This is a genomic window from Candidatus Symbiopectobacterium sp. NZEC151 (assembly GCF_025962655.1).
Lineage (GTDB): Bacteria > Pseudomonadota > Gammaproteobacteria > Enterobacterales > Enterobacteriaceae > Symbiopectobacterium.
Window position 1 is genome coordinate 210,172 of the sequence record NZ_JAGFPE010000005.1, and the last position, 20,510, is coordinate 230,681.

Genomic DNA, 20,510 nt, shown 5'->3' on the forward strand with positions numbered 1-20,510 from the left:
ATTCAACTCATGGACATCGTTGTGGGGCAAACAGTGAGTGATGCTTTCCGCGTTAGCGGAGATAGAGTAAAAGGGCAGAGCCGTCTTGACCAGATTATGGATTATCTGAAAAGCCATAATCTGGTGACGGTAGACGAACTGGTTGCCGTGATCGACGCCTCGCCGGCGACGATCCGCCGCGATCTCATCAAGCTTGATGAACAGGGCGTGATTAGCCGCAGCCATGGCGGCGTCACGCTCAACCGTTTTATTCCCTCGCAGCCGACCACCAATGAGAAGTTGCATCGTAATCTGGCAGAGAAGCAGGCGATTGCCCGCTACGCGGCGTCCCTGGTGCAACCGGGTGATGCCGTGGTGCTGGATGCGGGCACCACCATGCTCGAACTGGCGCGTAACCTGACGCACCTGCCGCTGCGTGTGATCACGGCAGATTTGCAGATTGCGCTGTTCTTGTCGGAATTCAAACAGATTGAAGTGACCATTATCGGTGGCCGCATTGATGACAGCAGCCAGTCTTGCATTGGCGAGCATGGCCGCCGCCTGTTGCGCAGCATTTACCCGGATATTGCCTTTATCAGTTGCAACTCGTGGAGTATGGAAAAAGGCATCACCACGCCAACCGAAGAGAAAGCCGGAGTAAAACAGGATCTGGGCATGAATGCCAGCCGACGTGTATTGCTGGCCGACAGCAGCAAGTACGGTGCCTATTCGCTGTTTTGCGTTACGCCGCTTACGGCACTGACCGACATCGTCACTGACAGCGCGCTGGCACCGGAAACGCAGCAACTGCTGCATGCGCAGCCAGTGCAACTGCATCTGGTGTAACGCCCTTTGCCGCGTTGCATCACGCGGCTCACGTTATGATTCGATGGGTGGGCAGCGGTAACGTTCCGGTTCGACAAACTGATCGATACTCACCGGCCGACCAAAATACCACCCTTGTACAATCGCATGCGGGCAGTGTCGCGCCACATAAGCGGCCTGTTCCTGCGTTTCCACCCCTTCCACCACGATGCTGGCGTCCAGCTTTTGCACCAGTGAGAACAGCACATCGGTAAAGGCGGCGTTGACGGAGTCTGTGCCGATGGCACCGACGAATATTTTGTCTATTTTCACCAGATTAAACGAGAAGCGGCTCAGGTAATCCAGGTTTGAATAGCCGGTGCCGAAATCGTCCAGCGCGATTTTATGCCCTTGCTGCTGCAACGATTGCAGCGCAACCTCCAGTATGTGCGGCGACGCGGTAGAACGTTCTGTCAGTTCTAAAATCACCCGCTCGCGCTTCACTCCGTTGCGCTCGCACTCCTGCTGTAAAAAATGGTGGTAGTCGGGAGAGATGATGTCGCTAACCGCAAGGTTGATGCTGAGCGTAAAGGATGATGGCTGCGTAAGATAAGGCCGCATATCCCGAATGGCACAGCGGGTGATGGCTCGGGTTAACTCATCGATCATGCCGTTTTCTTCAGCGATGCGCACAAACACCTCTGGCGAAATTTCCTCACCGGCGCCGTTGCGCCAGCGCGCCAGGGCTTCAACGCCAATCAGAGAGCGCGTGGCAAGGCTGACCAGTGGCTGGTAGTGGGCGCGCAGTTGATCGTTCTTCAGCGCACGTTCCAGCTGGCACGGCAGGGAGCGCCGCTTTTCACGGTAAAGTGAGTAGCATAGTGTGAAGCTGCCGCCCAACGCCGCCCCCATCAGAATGATGCCCGCTATCACATACCACGGGCGATATATCACACCCGCATCTTCAAACTGTGCCAGCACACAGATATCAAAGCTGTTTGAGCAGGTGAAAAAATGGCGTGTACCCAAGGTGAGCCAGCCATTTTTTAATCTGCTTAAGTCTTCTTTATGGGGGAGTGTCAGGGAACCGAAGGTTTGGTAGGGATGGTCGAGATTCTTGTTGATTAAGGTGGCGCTGTAGCCCTGTGGCGGTTGTGAATAGCGGCGAAAAGCAGCCGAAGCGGTGATCGTCGCTACGCCTCCGCTGCTGGCGATATCGGCGGTGATCCTGGGATCAACCAGCCTTTCCATGGCGGTCCACAGCTGTGTGCCCGTCGAGGTAGTCAGGTCGGGTGGCAACAGCGCGATAGGGGGATTCAGCCTTCCCCATCCCGCAGAGCAAATCAGGCGATCGTTTTGGATGCGTCCCACGTCGCGCAGATTAAGCGCATAAAAGGAGAGCAAGCGTAGCTCGCGCAGATCGGCATCGGAGCAAGGGATATTGCCCAGTAGCAGTATGCGGTGCACCGTGTCCCGACTCTCTTGCGCGACGGCGACCCCTTGCGCCAGCACGTCTTGTGCGTAACTCACCAAACGCTTTTGTTCTGACTGCGCAATAAAGGATTGACCAATGAACAGCGCCAATACCGCGCTGAGCAGCATGAAGAGGATTAATCTGAACCATAATCCGGCATTGTTGGAGGATAGCATCGTTATTATCCAATCAGTGGTGATGAACATAACTCGGCATGTGGATTCAGATATCGCATCCTTGCCAATCTGGTGAAGTTATCGGCCATGTCTACCGTGGCTTGAGAAAAGGCGTTTCAGTTTGCCGCATGACGCAATGTTTAACCTGTGTTTGTTGAACTCATTGCAGTGTAGGTGCGGGTATATGTGCTACAAGCCACTGAAAACCGTCTCTGTACCCTGCATGCTATCGACGTTGCTGAGAATGATAATTATAAATGCCGATTATCAATCAGGGTAATTTTTTAATTAATATAACTTACTTGAAGTGTTAGGTTTTTTATACAGATATCCGTATCGAGATCGCGCAGCGGTACGTTGTTCGTTGGCAACGCGGGTGATACCGCCGCAGGTGATCCCCGTCAGGATTCGGCGTATGGTTGGCGAAGCATTGGTGAAAGGGAGGCTGGGAAACAATGGTTGATATTCACATCAAAACGCTGATTGAGCGCGATCCGCTCATGGCCTGTCTGGTTGCGCTGCGTGACGTGACCTGGTTTAACCCGGAAAGCACCACGCTTGCCGAGGGATTGCCCTACGTCGGGCTTGGGCACGCGGATGTTCAGGCAGCGGAGGCGCGCTTACGCCGTTTTGCTCCCTATCTCCGTCAGGTTTTTCCCGCGCTGGAGGCAAGTGAAGGCATCATTGAGTCCGATATGGTTGACATCGCCGCGATGCAAACCGCGCTGGACGCACGGTATGGCAAGACATTGCCCGGCAAACTGTGGCTGAAAAAAGACAGCCACCTGCCGATTTCCGGCTCGATCAAAGCGCGCGGCGGTATCTATGAAGTGCTGGTGCACGCGGAACAATTGGCGTTACAGGCGGGGTTGATGACTTCCACCGATGACTATCGTCAACTGGACAGCGAAGCCGCGCGGCACGTGTTTAGCCAATACCGCATTGCCGTGGGGTCGACCGGCAATCTCGGTATGTCGATCGGGATTATGGGGGCGACCCTTGGCTTTAAGGTCTCGGTACACATGTCGGCGGATGCGCGCCAATGGAAAAAGGACACATTACGCGCACACGGCGTTGACGTCGTGGAATATCAGCAGGATTACGGCGTCGCCGTCGCACAAGGGCGCAAAGCCGCACAGGATGACCCCTACTGCTTTTTTATTGATGACGAAAATTCTCGCTCGCTGTTTCTCGGCTATGCGGTTGCCGGTGATCGACTCAAAGCCCAGTTTGCTGAACGCGGTATGGTGGTCGATGCGGATCATCCCCTGTTCGTCTACTTGCCGTGCGGCGTGGGCGGTGGGCCGGGCGGGGTGGCGTTCGGGCTGAAGCTGGCGTTTGGCGATCACGTGCACTGTATCTTTGCTGAGCCGACGCACTCGCCCTGTATGCTGCTGGGCGTGTACACCGGCTTGCACGATGGCATTGCGGTGCAGGATTTGGGCATCGACAATCTGACCGCTGCCGATGGACTGGCGGTGGGGCGTCCATCCGGTTTTGTCGGGCGCGCCATGGCGCGACTGATTGACGGTTATTACACCCTGAGTGACGACGAAATGTATCACTTGCTGGCGATGTTGGCTCAAACCGAAGCGCTCCGTCTGGAGCCCTCGGCGTTGGCCGGGATGGCCGGGCCGTGGCGCGTGGCGGGCAATGCGGATTATCTGTCGCGTTTGTCGTTATCCGCGTCGGCGATGCAACAGGCAACGCATCTGGTGTGGGCGACGGGCGGTGGCATGGTGCCAGACGCGGAGATGCAGAAGTACCTGGCGCAAGGGGCGAAATAGCCCGCGCGCCAGAGGTCCTATTTACTTCATGCTGGCGGCAAGGGTGTCCACATTGTGTTTAAACGCCGCGGTGTAGCTGGCGGCCGGGCCAGTGCTGTCGGTTAACGCTTCCGGGTAGAGCTCACCGCCCGGCTGTGCGCCGCTGGCGTTGGCTATCTGTTTCACCAAACGGGGATCGGTCTGGTTCTCGATAAAGTAGCTGGCGATCTTCTCTTGCTTGATCTGACGGATGAGTTCTGCGACTTGTTTGCTGCTGGCTTCCGCTTCCGTTGAATAACCCAGCGGTGCCAGGAAGGTTACGCCATAGGCCTGGCTGAAATAGCCAAACGCATCGTGGCTGGTGAGCACTTTACGTTTTTCTGGCGCAATGTCGGCGAAGGTCTTCTTGGCATAAGCATCCAGCGCCTGAAGCTGCTGAATATAGGCTTTGCCCTGCTGGCGGAAATAGTCAGCATCCTGCGGTGCCGCGCTGACTAACGCATCAATGATATTCTGCGCGTAGATCACCCCATTCGCCGCGCTGTTCCAGGCGTGCGGATCGGTCTGGGTTTTCCCCTCTTCTTCCATTTCCAGCGTGTGGATGCCCTGCGAGGCGGTCACCACTTTCCCCTGATAGCCGGAAGCGGATACCAGACGCGTTAACCAGCCTTCCAGACCGAGTCCGTTGACGAAAACCAGATCTGCTTTTGCCAGCGTTTTGCTGTCTTGCGGTGAGGGTTCGAATTCATGCGGATCGCCGTTCGGTTTGACCAAATCGGTGACGGTGATGCGATCGCCGCCAATGTGACTGACCATATCGCCTAAAACGGAAAAGCTCGCGACAACCTGCAACGGCTTCGCCATCGCAAACGTGCTGAATAACAGGCTGGAAAATGCCAGTGCGATAACAGGATGTTTCATGATGTCCTCATTGATGACAGGGGGATGATATTAGCGACGCAGGCGCAGCATGCCGCCCTCGGCGCCGAAAGCGGCCGAGAACGCGAAAAACAGCGTAGCGGTCAGGATGATGGCAGGCCCGGCGGGCAGTGAGGCATAGTAGGACCACAGCAGACCGATAAAGCTGGATGCGATGCCCACCAGCACCGAGACCGCCAGCATCACGGGCAAGCGCGCTGTCCAGAAGCGGGCGCAGGTGGCGGGCAGCATCATCATGCCCACCGTCATCAGCGTGCCCAGCAGTTGAAACCCCGCCACCAGATTGAGTACCACCAGTGCGAGAAATAACGCGTGAATCAGCGTGCGTCCGCGCGGTGAGGCGAGCTGCATAAAGGTGGTATCAAACGATTCGATCACCAGCGCACGGTAGAGCCATGCCAGCAGCAGTATCGAGACCGAACAGATCAGGCCGATATCGATCAGTGCGCCGCGATCGACTGCCAAAATCGATCCAAACAGCACGTGTAGCAGATCGACGCTGGAGCCGCGCAGTGACACTAACGTCACGCCAAGCGCCAGCGAGCCAAGATAGAGTCCGGCGAAGCTGGCATCCTCTTTTAACGCCGTGTTGCGACTGACAAAACCGGACAGCAGCGCCACGGCCAGCCCGGCGATAAACCCGCCGGTACCCATTGCCAACAGCGACATGCCGGAGAGCAGATACCCGATGGCGACGCCGGGCAACACCGCGTGCGACAGCGCATCGCCAATCAGGCTCATGCGGCGTAGCAACAAAAAGCAACCCAACGGTGTGGCGCTGAGCGTGAGCGCGATACATCCCACCAGCGCGCGCCGCATAAACCCGAACTCCACCAGCGGTGAAAGGAGACTTATCGTCATCATACCACCGCCCTGACTCGCGCCTGCGCGCCGTGGGACGCGGGGAGCGTCGAGGTGAATATGTCATGAGTTGCGCCCCAGCGATGGCCTGCGGCGCTGAGCTGTAGTACCAGCGGAAAATGGCGGTCGACAATGGCACGATCGTGCAGCACCGCCAGCACGGTGCATCCTTGCTGATGACGTTGATGGATCAAGGCCAGCAGTGCCTGGGTAGTGTCGGCATCTACGCCGGTAAACGGTTCGTCCAACAGCAGCACCGGTGCGTCCGTCAGCAGCAAGCGGGCAAACAGAACGCGCTGTAGCTGGCCTCCCGACAAATGGCCGATAGGGCGGGTGGCGAACGCGGTCATCGCGACCGCCTCCAATGCTGCCTCTGCTTTGCGTCGCCAGACGCGGGTGAGGCCGCCGAACAGCCCGCGCTGCGGCAGGCTGCCCATCAACACCAAATCCATAACGCTCAACGGAAATTGGCGATCGAACTCCGACAGCTGCGGCAAATAGCCAATGCGCGGCAGTGCGTTGCCATCGGGAACCAGCGTGCCTGCCAAGGGCGGAATCAGCCCGGCAAGGGTTTTTAACAGAGTGGATTTGCCACTGCCGTTTTCACCGACGATGGCCGTCAGTGAACCTGCGCTGAAGCTGCCGCTCAGCGTGCCAAGCGGTGAAGACGGCGTGTAGCCAAATGTCAGATTGTGCAGCGCGATCATGGCAGCGATACCGCCCAGGCGACCAGCGCCCATAGCAACGCCAACAGCGCCAGCGCAATGCTGATACGCGCCCAGGCTGAAAGAGAATAGAAGCTCACTCGAGAGTGCCATGCAGAGGGATATTTAACGTTATGTTATAATATAACAAACAAAGCGCTAGCAGAAAGGCGTAAGAGAATGTGACATCGCAGCTTTGGCCCTGGTCTGTGTGCAAATGTTCTCGTGGTTGTTATTGCGTTAACCCTCAACAGTGTAGAGATAAACGGTAGGAGAGTGGGCTGATGCGTTGAGTGATTTCTGGCTAACACCGTCTATCGTGAGCCTCGCAAACACAGGGATAAAAGAGCAATGGCGACATTAAAGGATATCGCGGAGTGTGCAGGCGTTTCTATCAGTACGGTTTCTCGTGTATTAAATGGCACTGCGCCTATCAGTGCTAAAGTCAAACAGCAGATCCTGGCGATTGCCGCTGAACAGGGCTATCCCCTGCATAAACTGGCGAAACCGGTGACCGAAGCCTTGGAGCCCTTGCGCCATGTTTTGCTGGCAGCACCGCGCAACCTGATGCTGGAAAGTGATTACCACCTGGTTTCTCTGTCATTGATCCATGCGCTCAAAACCTTGTGCGTGCAGCGTAATATTCGACTGCGCCCCTTTCCCTCGGAGCATGATGCCATGACGGAAGATCAACTGGTCGCATCGCTGCAAGGTGTACGGCAAACAGGCATTGTGATCGTCAATGACGAGCGAGCCCCCTTGTTGCAGGCGGTGGTGAAAAGTGGCATACCTGCCGTGTTGATCAACGGTGAAGATCCTGCCATGTGTTTAAATCGCGTCACACCCGCTAACTATCCCGCTGCGGCCTGTGCCGTTCGTCATCTGATAGAACACGGGCACCGGCGAATTCTGCATTTGACCTGGTCGTCTTGCACCACCATCAAACAGCGGGAGCGCGGCTACCGTGATGCTTTGCTGGAGGCAGGGATTGTTGTCGATGAGTCACTGATTCTTTCTTTGCCTGATTTCCACCCGCTCACCGCGCGCGATGCCATGCTGCGCTGGCTTTCCGCACATCCTGACCGCCTTGGCGTGACCGCGATTTTTTGCGCGGCGGACAATCAGGCGGTGGGCGTGGTGGATGCGCTGGCACAGCGTGGCATTCGCGTTCCGGATGATATATCGCTGGTGGGAATGGATAATATTTTGCCGCTGGATATGCTGCCGGTGTCACTGACCACGGTGCACTTGCCGCTTGATGCGGTTGCCAGAGCCGCACTGCAACTATTAACGCAGCAACTGGTGCCTGCACAGTCGCTTGGGGTGACACAGCATGTTGAATTGGCCGGGCATTTGGTGGTGCGAGAATCGGTAAAACGTCTCAACGCACTCGCCTGATGCCTGCCTAAAATCGTGCTGCGGTGGCCGCGACCAGCGCATCTATTGCCAAACGCAGGCGGGGCAACATCACCGGTGTTGCCCGCCATAAGGCATGAATCGCCAAATGTCCGGCAATGACCTCGTCCAGCACGCTAACCAGCAAGCCGTTCTCGAGTTCTTCCTTGACTAACCAATAGGGCACCCTGCCGAGACCGTATCCCGCCTTGATGGCATTGACGGTCAACAGTGCACCATCCAGCAATAAACGGCTATCCGGAGTCAGCACCCGGTGTGTTTTGTCAGCCAACTGAAAGTGCCACGGGGCGGCGTAGCCCTCTTTCAGCGTGCCGATCAGGGTGTGGTGATGAAGATCGTCTATGCCGTGCAGCGGCGGTGAGTGGGCAAAGTAACCCGGTGTGCCGCACAGTACGATGCGTTGTGTGCCTAACTTTTTGGCGACAATTCCCGCCGCATCCGGCAGTTCTCCTACACGCACAGCAAGATCGACAGATCCATCGAACAGATCGGCCATCTCGACAGAGGCCGAGACACTGATACTCAACTGGGGCCACTGCTGGCACAGCGTCAACAGGGCGGGCGTGACGACGTGCGCGCCGAGCAGCGGCGGTACACTTACCGCTAGCTGGCCTGCGGGTTCTGCTGTGATGCTGGCAAGCAGCGTTTCGACGCGCTCAACCTCGTTCCTTGCCGTCCGGCAGGCATCCCGATAGGTCACACCCTCTGCCGTTATGGTCTGCTGGCGGGTGGTGCGGGTGAATAAGGGGGTTTTCAGGCGGTTTTCCAATCGTCGAATGGCTTTGGTAACCGCTGACGGGGTGAGCCCAAGCAGGGCGGCCGCTGCGGTAAAGTTGCCGCTGTCACATACGGCCAGAAATACGCCGATGTCATCTCCGGGGTAATGTCGCATAGTGCCTATTGCTGAACGTGAGGAATAAATGTTGGTAGTGTATTTCATTTTACCGGAATGATATTCGCCAATAAGCTCTGTTTTATGAAAAAGACACAGACTTACGCCATTCTTGGTGGCACTTCAGGCATTGGGTTCGCTCTGGCTCAGCGACTGGTCGCGCGCGGCGATCGCGTGGCGATCGGCGGGCGTTCGGCGGAAAAACGGGCCATTGCGCTCAGGTTACTGGGCGAGCGGGCATCCGCCTATGCTGTCGACACTACCGATCGCGCTTCTCTGGCCGCCTTCTTTGCGCAAACCTCCGCGCTTGCCGGGCTGTTTACGCCCGCCGCATCTTACACCACGGGCGCGTTTCAGGAGGGGAGCATTGAGACCAGCGAAGCGCTGTTTCAGGCAAAATTTTGGGGGCAATATTGGGCGGTGTATGCCGCGTTGCCCTCGCTGTTGCCGGATGCGGCGGTGGTATTGATGTCGGGAGCCGCTTCTGCGCGTCCCCTTGGTGCGCCCGCTTATGCGGCGTGCAATGCCGCCCTGGAAGGATTGGCGCGCGGGCTGGCGGTTGAATTGGCGCCACGCAGGGTAAACTGTTTGTCTCCGGGCACCACCGACAGCACGCTGTGGCAGGGTCGTCCGGCGCAGGTGCGCGAGGCCGCTTACCAACAGTGGGGCAAACTCAACGTATTGCAACGTCCTGCAACGGTGGAAGAGCAGGCCGATGCGGCGCTGTTCCTGCTCGACAACACGCACATGACGGGCAACACGCTCTATTGCGACGGGGGATATACGTTGCGTTAGCATGAGGCAACGTCAATTTTTTGGCGTTGCCCTTGCAGTATCTGCTTTTCTCGCCTTTTAACAAATTCCACTCTTGATTTGCCGCCTTCCTTGACGATTTAAGCATCAATTTTATAGTTGTTCGAAGACGATAGCGTCTATTTCACTAATGAAACCGATGTCGGAGAGAACGATGTGCTGGATTCGTGTCTGCGAGGCAGATCAGATACAGGAAAACAGGCCGTTTAGTGGCAGCGTGGAAAATAACGCCGTCGGTATTTACCTGCTTGATGGCAAGTACTACGCCCTCGAGGATATTTGCCCGCACGCTTATGCCTTGTTGAGTCAGGGATTTATTGAAGACGGTAGCGTTGAGTGCCCCTTACACGGCGCAGTGTTTGATATTAAAACCGGGCAATGTCTCGGCGGGCCGGGTGAGCGTGACCTGCATTGCTACCGGGTGCGGCGCGTTGAAAATCACATTCAAATCAGGCTAACGGAGGAGACCATCGCATGAAGGCCGATCAGGAATTTAATCCGGCACTCGCAGCGCAGCAGCCGACTATCTCGTCCGTTGGCGGCGGTAACGGCTGCATCCATGCTCCCGGTGGATACCGCAATCTGGTCTGGCAGAGTCGAAGCAGCGCGCCAATGCCCTGGACGCTGGCCTTTATCGCCGGGCTGGAAATCCTGTTTGATCAAGGTATCGATACCCTGCCCGCGTTGGTGGAAGGGTTGAATTCAGCAGCACTGTACGATCAGCAAGGTCAGCCCTGGCAGGAAGCAACGCTGCGGGCCTTTTTGCAAGAAAACGGCAAGTAAAGGAGGACGCAATGGATTCAACGGTGCAGCAATACCTCGATCGCGGGTTACGGGGCTTATGGTATCCGGTACTGGCCAGTTGGGAAGTACAGGCCAATCCTGTCGGCATCACGCGGTTGGGGGAGCAGATTGTGGTGTGGCGCGACAGCGACGGCCAGGTTCAGGCACTGGAAGACCGCTGCCCGCACCGGGGCGCTCGCCTGTCGCTTGGCTGGAACCTTGGCGATCGCATCGCCTGCTGGTATCACGGCGTTGAGGTTGCGGGAGATGGTGTGGTCAAGGATGTACCCGCCGTTGAACGCTGCCCGTTAGTCGGGCAACGGGTGGTGGTGAGCTATCAGGTTAAAGAAGCTCATGGTGCCATTTTTCTTTGGTTCGGTATTACCGCCAACCAGGAAGCGGAGCCGTTGGTGTTTCCTGAAGAGCTGACCGACGGAGAAACTTTCAGTCATTTTCTCTGTACTGCCGCCTGGCGCTGTAACTACCAGTATGCGCTGGAAAATGTGATGGACCCGATGCACGGAACTTACCTGCATTCCGCGTCTCATTCCATGGCGCAGGGGGCGCGTAAAGCGGAGATGGTGCTCGATCCGACATCAAGCGGTTTTATCTTCAGAAAAAAAAACCAATCTGGGGTTAATTTTGATTGGGTTGAGTTAGGTATCAGCGGCGCTTACTGGATGCGGCTCTCGATCCCCTATCAAAAACGTTTCGGCCCCGGCGGCCCTTTCTGGATTGTCAGCATGGTGGTGCCGGAGGATAACGATAACTGCCGCGTTTTTTTCTGGCGCATTCGCCGTGTGGTCGGCTGGCAGCGTGATATGTGGCGTTTTATGTACCGAAACCGTTTGGAGAAATTGCATTGGGCCGTGCTGGAACAGGATCGCATCTTGCTGGAGAACCTGGCGCCGGACGCGAGCGCTTACGAATACCTCTACCAGCATGATGTGGGGCTCTCTCGCTTGCGTCGAATGATGCAAAAAACGGCAAAAACACAGGTGGCAGAGCGGGAAACACAGCCCGCGTTGCGCTAATCGGTGAAGATGCGGTGCCTTGCTCAGATTGTGAACAATAAATGAAAGATTATACGTTTATCACCCTATAGCATTATCGCTGGATTTAATAACGGAAAGGTATCAGCGGTAATGATGAGTATTTCGGCAGTAAACAGTAATCAAATCAGTGCGGTGAATAGAGAGACGGTAACCAGTGCTAAAACTGTCCACATTAAAGATGTTTCCACACTAAAGGCAACGTTGAAAGATGTGAAGAACAGCATAGAGGATTTTTGTAAGGGTCTTGATAAACCAGGGATCTTTAAACCGGGTGAAGAGAGTTTTAATCGTCTAAGGGCCGCTTTGGAACGCGTGAACGAGGGCGCAACTACCTTGTTGAGTAAACTCGACGGCTCCTCATATCAGCATCATGCGTCGAAACGGACCAACCTGGAAAAAATAAATGTCGACGTTGATCTTTTGCTTAATAAGGTCTGTTCTAAATTCAAGGGTTCACAGCAACAAGCGCAATTTAATCGAGAAAATGAAGACAGGTACAGAGCAAATCAAGCGGAACGCGCAAAAGCTAACTTTGAGCGTAAGCAACACGCCAATCAGATGATTAAAGCAGGAAGAGGCGATGAGCTGTATAACGGCGGTATGGTGAAGTAACGGGCTATTAGCGCAGTTGTACCCTTGAGAATATCCTGAACGTAACGCCCTGCTAAAGTAGGGCGTTACGTTTTGATGGGACCTTGTTTTACCTACCCAAGGCTTAGAACGGAATATCGTCGTCAAAGTCCATCGGGGGTTCATTGCCGCCAGGCATCGGGGCGTTGTTCTGTTGGCGCGGTGCTTGCTGTGCGCCACCGCTGAAGGCCTGACCGCCCTGAGGCTGCTGCGGTTGTCCCCAGCCACCCTGCGGTGCGCTGTTGCCTGCGTTGCCGCCTGCCGGTGCGCCACCGCCTTGACGGCCGCCCAGCATCTGCATAGAGCCGGAGATATCGACCACCACTTCTGTAGTGTAACGATCCTGTCCGCCCTGATCCTGCCATTTACGCGTGCGCAGTTGACCTTCGACATACACCTGTGAGCCTTTGCGCAGGTATTCTCCAGCCACTTCAGCCAGCTTTCCGTACAGCGTGACCCGGTGCCATTCTGTGCGCTCTTTCTGCTCGCCGGTCTGCTTGTCGCGCCAGGTATCTGACGTGGCCAGAGTCAGGTTAGCAACGGCACCACCGTTCGGCAGATAACGGACTTCCGGGTCTTGCCCCAGATTCCCGACAAGAATCACTTTATTAACGCCTCTGCTGGCCATGCTTGTGTCTCCTGATGAGTCAATACGTAAAGTCTAAGCCAGAAATCATAACATGCCAGCACAGTGCTGAGTACCCGCGATGTTGCATCCACACTTTTTTTATTGGTTACATTGTTGCATCAGAGTACTGGATATTTATTCAGTTTTTTGTTAGCGTATTTTTTCTGCTTGTCCCCCCACTGAGCCGCCGTCTGCGGTGCTAAAAAACGCAGCGGGTGATTTTTTGTGTCATAATTGCACGTTTCGTACCGGTTATCTCCGCCTGCGGGATGATGAAAATAGCGTTAACTCCGGGATGTATGTGAATGGATAAGATCGAAGTTCGTGGTGCCCGTACTCATAACCTCAAAAATATCAATCTGATAATTCCGCGCGATAAACTGATTGTGGTCACCGGGCTGTCGGGGTCCGGTAAGTCGTCGCTGGCGTTCGATACCCTGTACGCGGAAGGGCAGCGGCGCTACGTTGAATCGTTGTCTGCCTATGCGCGCCAGTTTCTCTCGTTAATGGAGAAACCGGACGTCGACCATATCGAAGGGTTGTCACCGGCGATTTCCATCGAGCAAAAATCCACGTCTCACAACCCGCGCTCAACCGTGGGCACCATCACCGAGATTCACGACTATTTGCGTCTGCTCTTTGCCCGCGTGGGTGAGCCGCGCTGTCCGGATCACGATGTGCCGCTGGCGGCGCAGACGGTTAGCCAGATGGTGGATAACGTGCTGGCGCAGCCGGAAGGTACTCGCCTGATGCTGCTTGCGCCCATTGTTAAAGATCGCAAAGGGGAGCACACCAAAACGCTGGAAAACCTGGCGACACAAGGCTATATCCGCGCCCGTATCGACGGCGAGGTGTGCGATCTTTCCGATCCGCCCAAGCTGGAATTACAGAAGAAACACACCATCGAAGTGGTGGTCGATCGTTTCAAAGTGCGTGAAGATTTGGCACAGCGTCTGGCGGAATCGTTTGAAACCGCGCTGGAGCTTTCCGGCGGTAGCGCTATCGTGGCGGATATGGATGACAGCAAGCTGCCTGAACTGCTGTTCTCCGCCAACTTTGCTTGCCCGCAGTGTGGCTACAGCATGCATGAGCTCGAGCCGCGTATGTTCTCCTTTAACAATCCGGCAGGCGCGTGCCCGAGCTGTGATGGGTTGGGCGTGCAGCAGTTCTTCGATCCGGCGCGCGTGGTGCAAAACGGTGAGCTGTCACTGGCGGGCGGTGCGATTCGTGGCTGGGATCGACGTAACTTTTACTATTTTCAGATGCTGCGCTCCCTGGCGGAGCATTACCGCTTTGACGTCGAGGCACCTTACGACAGCCTGAGTGAAAAAATTCGTCACGTCATTCTTTACGGCTCTGGTAAAGACACCATCGAATTCAAATACATCAACGATCGTGGCGATACGTCCGTGCGACGCCATCCCTTCGAGGGCGTGTTGAATAACATGGAGCGGCGCTACAAGGAAACCGAATCAAGCGCAGTGCGCGAAGAGCTGGCCAAGTTCATCAGCAACCGCCCTTGTGCCAGTTGCAGCGGCACGCGTCTGCGTAAGGAAGCGCGCCATGTGTTTGTCGAACAGACCACGCTGCCGCAGATTTCCGACATGAGCATCGGCCATGCGATGACATTCTTCCAAAACATGAAGCTGAGTGGGCAACGCGCGCAGATTGCCGAGAAAGTGCTGAAGGAGATCGGCGATCGTTTGAAGTTCCTGGTGAACGTCGGGTTGAACTACCTGTCGCTGTCGCGTTCTGCCGAAACGCTTTCCGGCGGTGAAGCGCAACGTATCCGACTGGCGAGCCAAATTGGTGCCGGGCTGGTCGGGGTGATGTACGTACTGGATGAACCTTCCATTGGCTTGCACCAGCGGGACAACGAACGCCTGCTGGAGACATTGATCCATCTGCGCAATCTGGGCAACACGGTGATTGTGGTGGAGCATGATGAAGACGCCATTCGCGCGGCGGATCATGTGATTGATATCGGACCGGGCGCGGGGGTGCACGGCGGTCAGGTGGTGGCAGAAGGCTCGGTAGAACAGATTATGGCGGTGCCTGAATCGCTGACCGGCCAGTACCTGAGCGGTGAGCGGAAAATCTCAGTGCCGTCGCAACGGGTGCCTGCCGATCCGACCAAAGTGTTGAAGCTGGTGGGTGCAAAGGGCAACAACCTGAAAGATGTCACGCTGACGCTGCCAGTCGGGTTGTTCACCTGTATCACCGGTGTCTCCGGTTCGGGTAAATCGACGCTGATTAACGACACGCTGTTTCCGCTGGCGCAACGTCAGCTCAATGGCGCAACGCTGGCGGAACCGGCAGCGTACCGTGAGATTCATGGCCTTGAGCATTTTGATAAGGTGATCGATATCGATCAAAGCCCGATTGGGCGCACACCGCGTTCCAACCCGGCGACCTACACCGGCGTATTTACTCCTATCCGTGAACTGTTTGCCGGTGTGCCAGAGGCGAGAAGCCGCGGATACAACCCCGGGCGTTTCAGTTTTAACGTGCGCGGTGGGCGCTGTGAGGCCTGTCAGGGCGATGGCGTCATCAAAGTGGAGATGCACTTCCTGCCGGATATCTATGTGCCTTGCGATCAGTGCAAAGGCAAACGCTACAACCGTGAAACGCTGGAAATCAAATACAAAGGTAAAAGCATTCACGAAGTGCTGGAAATGACCATTGAAGAGGCGCGTGATTTCTTTGATGCCATTCCTGCGTTGGCGCGCAAGCTGCAAACCCTTATCGACGTGGGGCTTTCCTATATCCGTCTTGGCCAGTCGGCTACCACGCTCTCCGGCGGTGAAGCACAACGTGTGAAACTCTCCCGCGAGTTGTCCAAGCGGGGAACGGGTCAGACCCTGTATATTCTTGACGAGCCGACCACCGGCCTGCATTTTGCCGATATTCAGCAACTGCTGGACGTGTTGCACCAGCTGCGCGATCAGGGCAACACCATTGTGGTGATTGAGCACAATCTGGATGTGATTAAAACCGCAGACTGGATTGTGGACCTGGGGCCGGAAGGGGGCAGCGGTGGCGGTCAAATACTGGTGTCCGGCACCCCGGAGACGGTAGCCAATTGCGAAGCGTCGCACACTGCCCGTTTCCTCAAGCCGATATTGGCACGCAAGTAGTGCTGTTCACGACGCCCGGTGTTGCGCCGGGCGTCGTGATTATAAAGGGGGCCACGTTTACTTTTTATTTCGATAAGCACCGCCTTCGCTGTCATGCGCTTATTTCACGCTATTCCTCTCAGCAATAAATATCCTTTCGAACAGAATCACACGAGAATTATTTTCTATTTTCTCTGTGTATGACGCGCCACTTATCCTATTAAAAAATAGCCGCAGAGGTATCTTTTACTTATTGCATGATTCTGTCGATCGATCCACTCATATTGATAGGTTTTGACTTTTATTTGTTAATTTTTAAGTGATTAAAACGATCAATGGTGTAAAGATGATATGCTTACTGCCGATAAACCTAGAGACATCAGGGGTAATCTGGGGCGAAACGAAGCAGACAACAACATCAGCAACGTATTATGACGGCGATTGCTGGGTAACATTAAGCCGCAATTCTTAGCGTCAGATTTTATTTTTTCGATGATAGCACTGAATAATGGGTGAGGGGATGCTATTTCCCTAACATCGACAAAACAGCCATTTATATTGCTTAGTGTTAACGCGAGACAGGCTTCGCCAGCAACAGATCATCACTCATTCTGATGGGATTTAACAATGGAAGAATAACCTGGCTGTGATACGCAATATGGGAAGGAGTGAAGAATGAATATCGCTAACTGGCGCATCGGTTATCGTCTCGGCAGTGGATTTGCTTTTCTGGTACTGATGCTGTTTGTGGTCAATGCGTTCTCAATCTCGAAACTATCGTTGTTTCATGAAGATGCGAAGCTGATTGTCACGCGGGTTTATCCTGATACGGTGACAACCACCGATCTTATCGATGTGGTGAACAGCACGCTGGTTGCCTACCAGCGACTGCTGCTGGTTACCGATCCGGCTCAAGTGAAAAGCACGCTGGAGATGCTGGGCGATCTGCGCAAACGCGGCGGTCAGTTGCTGGATAAATTGGTCGCCAGCAATAGCCCCGAGGCGTCGCAACAGATTATTCGGGATATCCAACAGATTCGCCCACAGTTTCTGGCATCTGGCGATAAGATTATCGCGTCATTGAACGCCGGGGATCGTGAGGCGGGTGTGCGTGAATTCACTACTGCCATGAATGACATACAGCGCAACTACCGCGAGCAAGTGCGCAAACTGGTCGCCTTTCAAAACGGCACCATGTCCAAAACCCTCGACACCATGACGGCCACATACAATCAAACGCGTTTGCTGCTGGTGCTGATCTGCCTGGCGGCGGCAGCGGCGGGCGGTATGATCGCCTGGCTGATTACGCGCAGCGTGACCCGCCCGATTCATCAGGCGCTGGAGTTGGCCGATCGCGTAGCGCAGGGCGATCTTACTTACCACGTACAGGCTGTCCATCAGGATGAAACCGGTTTGCTGCTCAAGGCATTGGATAACATGAACAGCAGCTTGCGTCATATTGTGGGTCAAGTGCGCGACGGCGCCGAGGCGATTTCTACTGCGGCTTCGCAGATTGCCGCCGGTAATCAGGATCTCTCGGCGCGTACCGAAGAACAGGCCAGCTCGCTGGAACAAACCGCCTCCTCCATGGAAGAGCTGACCTCAACCATCAAGAACACCGCCGATAACACCCGTCAGGCAACGTCGGTTTCGCATCAGGCATCGGATGCGGCCAAAAACAGCAGTGAAGTGATGCTCTCGGTGACGCAAAAAATGCGCGGTATTCAATCGTCATCGCAGCGTATGGCTGAGATTATCGGCGTTATCGACAGCATTGCGTTTCAAACTAATATTCTGGCACTCAATGCGGCGGTTGAAGCGGCGCGCGCGGGTGAGCAAGGACGCGGTTTTGCCGTGGTTGCCAGCGAAGTGCGTTCACTGGCGCAGCGCAGCGCGACGGCGGCCAAGGAGATTAAGACGTTGATCGATGATTCCGTCAGCAACATTCAGGACGGGATGAGTCTGGTAGACAGTGCCGATGAAACCCTGGGTCGTTTGACCAACCATGTGCAGGATGTTAACGCGATCATTGCGGAGATTTCCCAAGCCAGCCAAGAGCAGAGCGATGGCGTCAGCCAGATTAACGTCGCCGTTGGACAGATTGATACCACGACTCAGCAGAATGCTGCGTTGGTGGAAGAGTCAGCCGCGGCGGCGATGTCGCTGCAATCTCAGGCTTCGGCATTAACCCATACGGTGAGCGCATTCAAACTTAACGCCGGGGAGACGGTTGCCACGCCGTTGACCGCGCGGGAATCAACGGTTACCCGGCCTGCCAAGCCTACGCTGGCGTTAGCTACAGGCACCTCCGCACAGAATAATCAGGACTGGACCTCGTTTTGATCTCTCTTCTGGGCGCAGCATTGGCAGCGCCCATTCATTTACGTTGCTCGACAGCAGAGAACCGACGAACCCGCTGCGTCCATGAAACTGATACTTGCCAAGCTGCCTGTGCGGCAGTGCACTAGCGTTTCTTTCCGCCGGATAATCTGTGATTTTCTAAACTGCCTATACGGCAGCTTAGAAATCCCGTTGATTTATAACTATGCCGCCTTAATCGTGCACTGCCGTATAGGCAGCTTAGAAAGCTGAGGGAGCCCCCACTTGCTTGCATGCACAGTGCACTGCCGAATAGGCAGCTTATAAATGGAAATGGGCGCAACTGCGTGCCGGATATCGGTGCACTGCCGCATAGGCAGCTTAGAAAATCAACCTGAAGCCGTCAGGCCCTAAACCCGCTGTTCACTGCCGTACAGGCAGTATTATTCTTTACGTAATATATCAGTGTGTTGGGAATAGATATCACCCGTAGCCAAGTAAAAGGTTACGGGGTTTTTCTTTCCCCTCCAGCACTAATCATTTTGCTGCTTATGCAGCATTAGCGCCAAATCCTCAGGGATATCCTGCACGATCACTTTATTGCGCCCAGCCTTTTTAGCGCGATACAGCGCGTTATCAGCGGTTTTTAGTGCGGCATCGATAGGCACTTCTTTCGGCAGGAAGGAGGTTACGCCAATCGAAATGGTGATGTGTTGGCAGATGGGAAAACTCATTTCTGCGACATTTTTGCGAAGCCGCTCGGCGATGACCACGGCCAGATGGATATCAATGCCGGGCAGCAGCATCAAAAACTCTTCACCGCCGGTTCGGCACACCAGATCCGTTTTGCGCGAGTTGGTTTTAAGATGCCGTCCCAGCATTTTAATCACTTCATCACCCACATCGTGCCCGTAGGTGTCATTGACATTTTTAAAGTGATCAATGTCGATAACAATCACTGAAACGACGCTGTTGTTGAGCAGCGACATTTCAATGTTTTCATGCAATCCACGCCGATTGAGCAGGCCGGTGAGCGGGTCGGTGTGAGCCTGCGAGCTGAGTTTTCCAATACGTTTATGCAGCAGAATAGTGCCCCACAGGATAACGCGCTTTAGGTGCTCAACTTCGAAATACCAGGAGGATACTGCGCGAATCTTGCTGATGACATCGGGATCGTCCATACGGCTGGCTGCCAATCCCAGCATGCGCAGCGGTTTGGCGATATAGATGGTCAGCAAGGTAATCATAAATAAAGTGATGAGCAGCACCGGAGCGCTTTTCTTGGTCACATCAATCATTACGTTATTTAATGCCTGAGTGACAATATCCTCGGTTTGTAGCGTAAGAATAATCCAATCCGCGCGTTTAACTTTGGCAAACCCGGCTAAAAATGTTGCGCCTTGTGAATCTGTCAGACGAAAATTGCCTTTATTCCCTAATAGCGCCATCTGTTTTAAAGAGTTGTCGTCTATTTTTTGCCCAATTCGATTTTTATCATGATGATAAATAATTGTGCCATCTTTATTGAGGACAAAGGTATCGTAATTATCGTCATCAAACTGCGAATTCATAAATTCATTTGTAGCATTGCGGTTGTTGAGATAAATAGAACCGCCGACGTACCCTAACTGTTCACCATCGGCATTGTGGATAGGAACAGAAATATAGACAATCAGGTTGCCAATCAGAGAAACATAGGGCTGGCTGATAAAAAAGGTGTTGGCCTGAATGGCGGCCGCATGGGAAGGGGATGTCAGCCGCGCATCAATGACCCCTGGTTGTAATGGCGAGAACGCGCGAACATAGCCCTGTTTATCAATGACCGACACGGAGTTGAAGCGATGGCCAATCTGCCGAATTCGCTCGATCTCATTTTGCAGCGTGTCGGCATTTTTCATGTTATCGGCGAGCAGTTGGGCGCTAAAACTGAGCTGTGACTGGGAAGAGGAAAAAAAAGTTTCGACGGTATTTGCGAGTTTTAATGAATAGTTAAGGTTTATTTTAAAAAACTGATCGGTCAATAATTTTTTTTGCGTGTCGTAGAAGGCGAAATAGCTATTTACAAAAATAACTGACATACCGGAAAGTGCGATGAATAGAATGAGACGTCGTAAATTGACTTGAAGAATAAAATGCTTCTGAAATGATTTCATCT

At 54.5% G+C, this 20,510-nt stretch carries 17 protein-coding genes; 10 read left to right on the forward strand and 7 right to left on the reverse strand.

The features are described 5' to 3' along the window. The first annotated feature begins 9 nt into the window (after positions 1–9). A complete protein-coding gene (locus tag J5067_RS16315) occupies positions 10–825 on the forward strand; it encodes a DeoR/GlpR family DNA-binding transcription regulator (protein WP_264624628.1) in 816 nt (271 codons plus the stop codon). A 33-nt stretch (positions 826–858) separates the two neighbouring features. On the opposite strand, the gene J5067_RS16320 is transcribed toward J5067_RS16315, so the two are convergent. Beyond that, a complete protein-coding gene (locus J5067_RS16320; protein ID WP_264651564.1) occupies positions 859–2,433 on the reverse strand; it encodes an EAL domain-containing protein in 1,575 nt (524 codons plus the stop codon). Between the two features lie 455 nt (positions 2,434–2,888). On the opposite strand from J5067_RS16320, the gene J5067_RS16325 reads away from it, so the two are divergent. Further along, complete coding sequence (locus J5067_RS16325) at positions 2,889–4,220, forward strand: D-serine ammonia-lyase (protein ID WP_264651565.1); 1,332 nt, start codon at positions 2,889–2,891, stop codon at positions 4,218–4,220. Between the two features lie 21 nt (positions 4,221–4,241). On the opposite strand, the gene J5067_RS16330 is transcribed toward J5067_RS16325, so the two are convergent. From J5067_RS16330 to J5067_RS16340, 3 genes are read right to left on the reverse strand one after another with little or no spacing between them, the layout of a single operon-like run. Beyond that, positions 4,242–5,120, reverse strand: coding sequence for a metal ABC transporter substrate-binding protein (locus J5067_RS16330; protein ID WP_264651566.1), 879 nt, complete (start codon positions 5,118–5,120; stop codon positions 4,242–4,244). A gap of 30 nt (positions 5,121–5,150) precedes the next feature. After that, positions 5,151–6,002 carry a metal ABC transporter permease gene (locus tag J5067_RS16335; RefSeq protein ID WP_264651567.1) on the reverse strand — a complete coding sequence of 284 codons (852 nt, stop codon included), beginning with the start codon at positions 6,000–6,002 and terminating at the stop codon, positions 5,151–5,153. Continuing rightward, positions 5,999–6,706, reverse strand: a complete 708-nt coding sequence (locus J5067_RS16340; RefSeq protein WP_264651625.1) for a metal ABC transporter ATP-binding protein — start codon at positions 6,704–6,706, stop codon at positions 5,999–6,001. Before J5067_RS16340 ends, J5067_RS16335 begins: the two co-directional genes overlap by 4 nt. Before the next feature lie 348 nt (positions 6,707–7,054). On the opposite strand from J5067_RS16340, the gene J5067_RS16345 reads away from it, so the two are divergent. Further along, positions 7,055–8,101 carry a LacI family DNA-binding transcriptional regulator gene (locus J5067_RS16345; RefSeq protein ID WP_264651568.1) on the forward strand — a complete coding sequence of 349 codons (1,047 nt, stop codon included), beginning with the start codon at positions 7,055–7,057 and terminating at the stop codon, positions 8,099–8,101. A 7-nt stretch (positions 8,102–8,108) separates the two neighbouring features. Here the strand turns inward: J5067_RS16345 and J5067_RS16350 are convergent, their stop codons facing one another. Beyond that, positions 8,109–9,011, reverse strand: a complete 903-nt coding sequence (locus J5067_RS16350) for a LysR family transcriptional regulator (protein WP_264644628.1) — start codon at positions 9,009–9,011, stop codon at positions 8,109–8,111. 84 nt (positions 9,012–9,095) lie between these two features. Here J5067_RS16350 and J5067_RS16355 point away from each other — a divergent pair, with 84 nt between their 5' ends. The 5 genes from J5067_RS16355 (at position 9,096) to J5067_RS16375 (ending at position 12,274) form a co-directional block, all read left to right on the forward strand. After that, positions 9,096–9,806, forward strand: a complete 711-nt coding sequence (locus J5067_RS16355; RefSeq protein WP_264644629.1) for an SDR family oxidoreductase — start codon at positions 9,096–9,098, stop codon at positions 9,804–9,806. Positions 9,807–9,978: 172 nt separating this feature from the next. Next, positions 9,979–10,302 (forward strand): non-heme iron oxygenase ferredoxin subunit, encoded by a 324-nt coding sequence (locus J5067_RS16360; protein WP_264651626.1) that lies wholly within the window; start codon positions 9,979–9,981, stop codon positions 10,300–10,302. Beyond that, positions 10,299–10,607 carry a recombinase-like helix-turn-helix domain-containing protein gene (locus tag J5067_RS16365; protein ID WP_264651569.1) on the forward strand — a complete coding sequence of 103 codons (309 nt, stop codon included), beginning with the start codon at positions 10,299–10,301 and terminating at the stop codon, positions 10,605–10,607. Before J5067_RS16360 ends, J5067_RS16365 begins: the two co-directional genes overlap by 4 nt. 11 nt (positions 10,608–10,618) lie before the next feature. After that, positions 10,619–11,641: an aromatic ring-hydroxylating dioxygenase subunit alpha gene (locus tag J5067_RS16370; RefSeq protein WP_264651570.1), complete on the forward strand. Its 1,023-nt coding sequence runs from the start codon at positions 10,619–10,621 to the stop codon at positions 11,639–11,641. A gap of 111 nt (positions 11,642–11,752) precedes the next feature. After that, positions 11,753–12,274, forward strand: a complete 522-nt coding sequence (locus J5067_RS16375; RefSeq protein ID WP_264651571.1) for a hypothetical protein — start codon at positions 11,753–11,755, stop codon at positions 12,272–12,274. A gap of 103 nt (positions 12,275–12,377) precedes the next feature. On the opposite strand, the gene J5067_RS16380 is transcribed toward J5067_RS16375, so the two are convergent. Then, positions 12,378–12,920 (reverse strand): single-stranded DNA-binding protein, encoded by a 543-nt coding sequence (locus J5067_RS16380; RefSeq protein WP_264644633.1) that lies wholly within the window; start codon positions 12,918–12,920, stop codon positions 12,378–12,380. Between the two features lie 305 nt (positions 12,921–13,225). Between J5067_RS16380 and uvrA the strand changes: the two genes are divergently transcribed. Next, complete coding sequence (gene uvrA / locus J5067_RS16385; protein WP_264644634.1) at positions 13,226–16,057, forward strand: excinuclease ABC subunit UvrA; 2,832 nt, start codon at positions 13,226–13,228, stop codon at positions 16,055–16,057. 654 nt (positions 16,058–16,711) lie between these two features. After that, positions 16,712–18,379, forward strand: coding sequence for a methyl-accepting chemotaxis protein (locus J5067_RS16390; RefSeq protein ID WP_264651572.1), 1,668 nt, complete (start codon positions 16,712–16,714; stop codon positions 18,377–18,379). A gap of 509 nt (positions 18,380–18,888) precedes the next feature. Here J5067_RS16390 and J5067_RS16395 read toward each other — a convergent pair. Further along, a complete protein-coding gene (locus tag J5067_RS16395; protein ID WP_264651573.1) occupies positions 18,889–20,433 on the reverse strand; it encodes a sensor domain-containing diguanylate cyclase in 1,545 nt (514 codons plus the stop codon). Positions 20,434–20,510 lie beyond the last annotated feature (77 nt).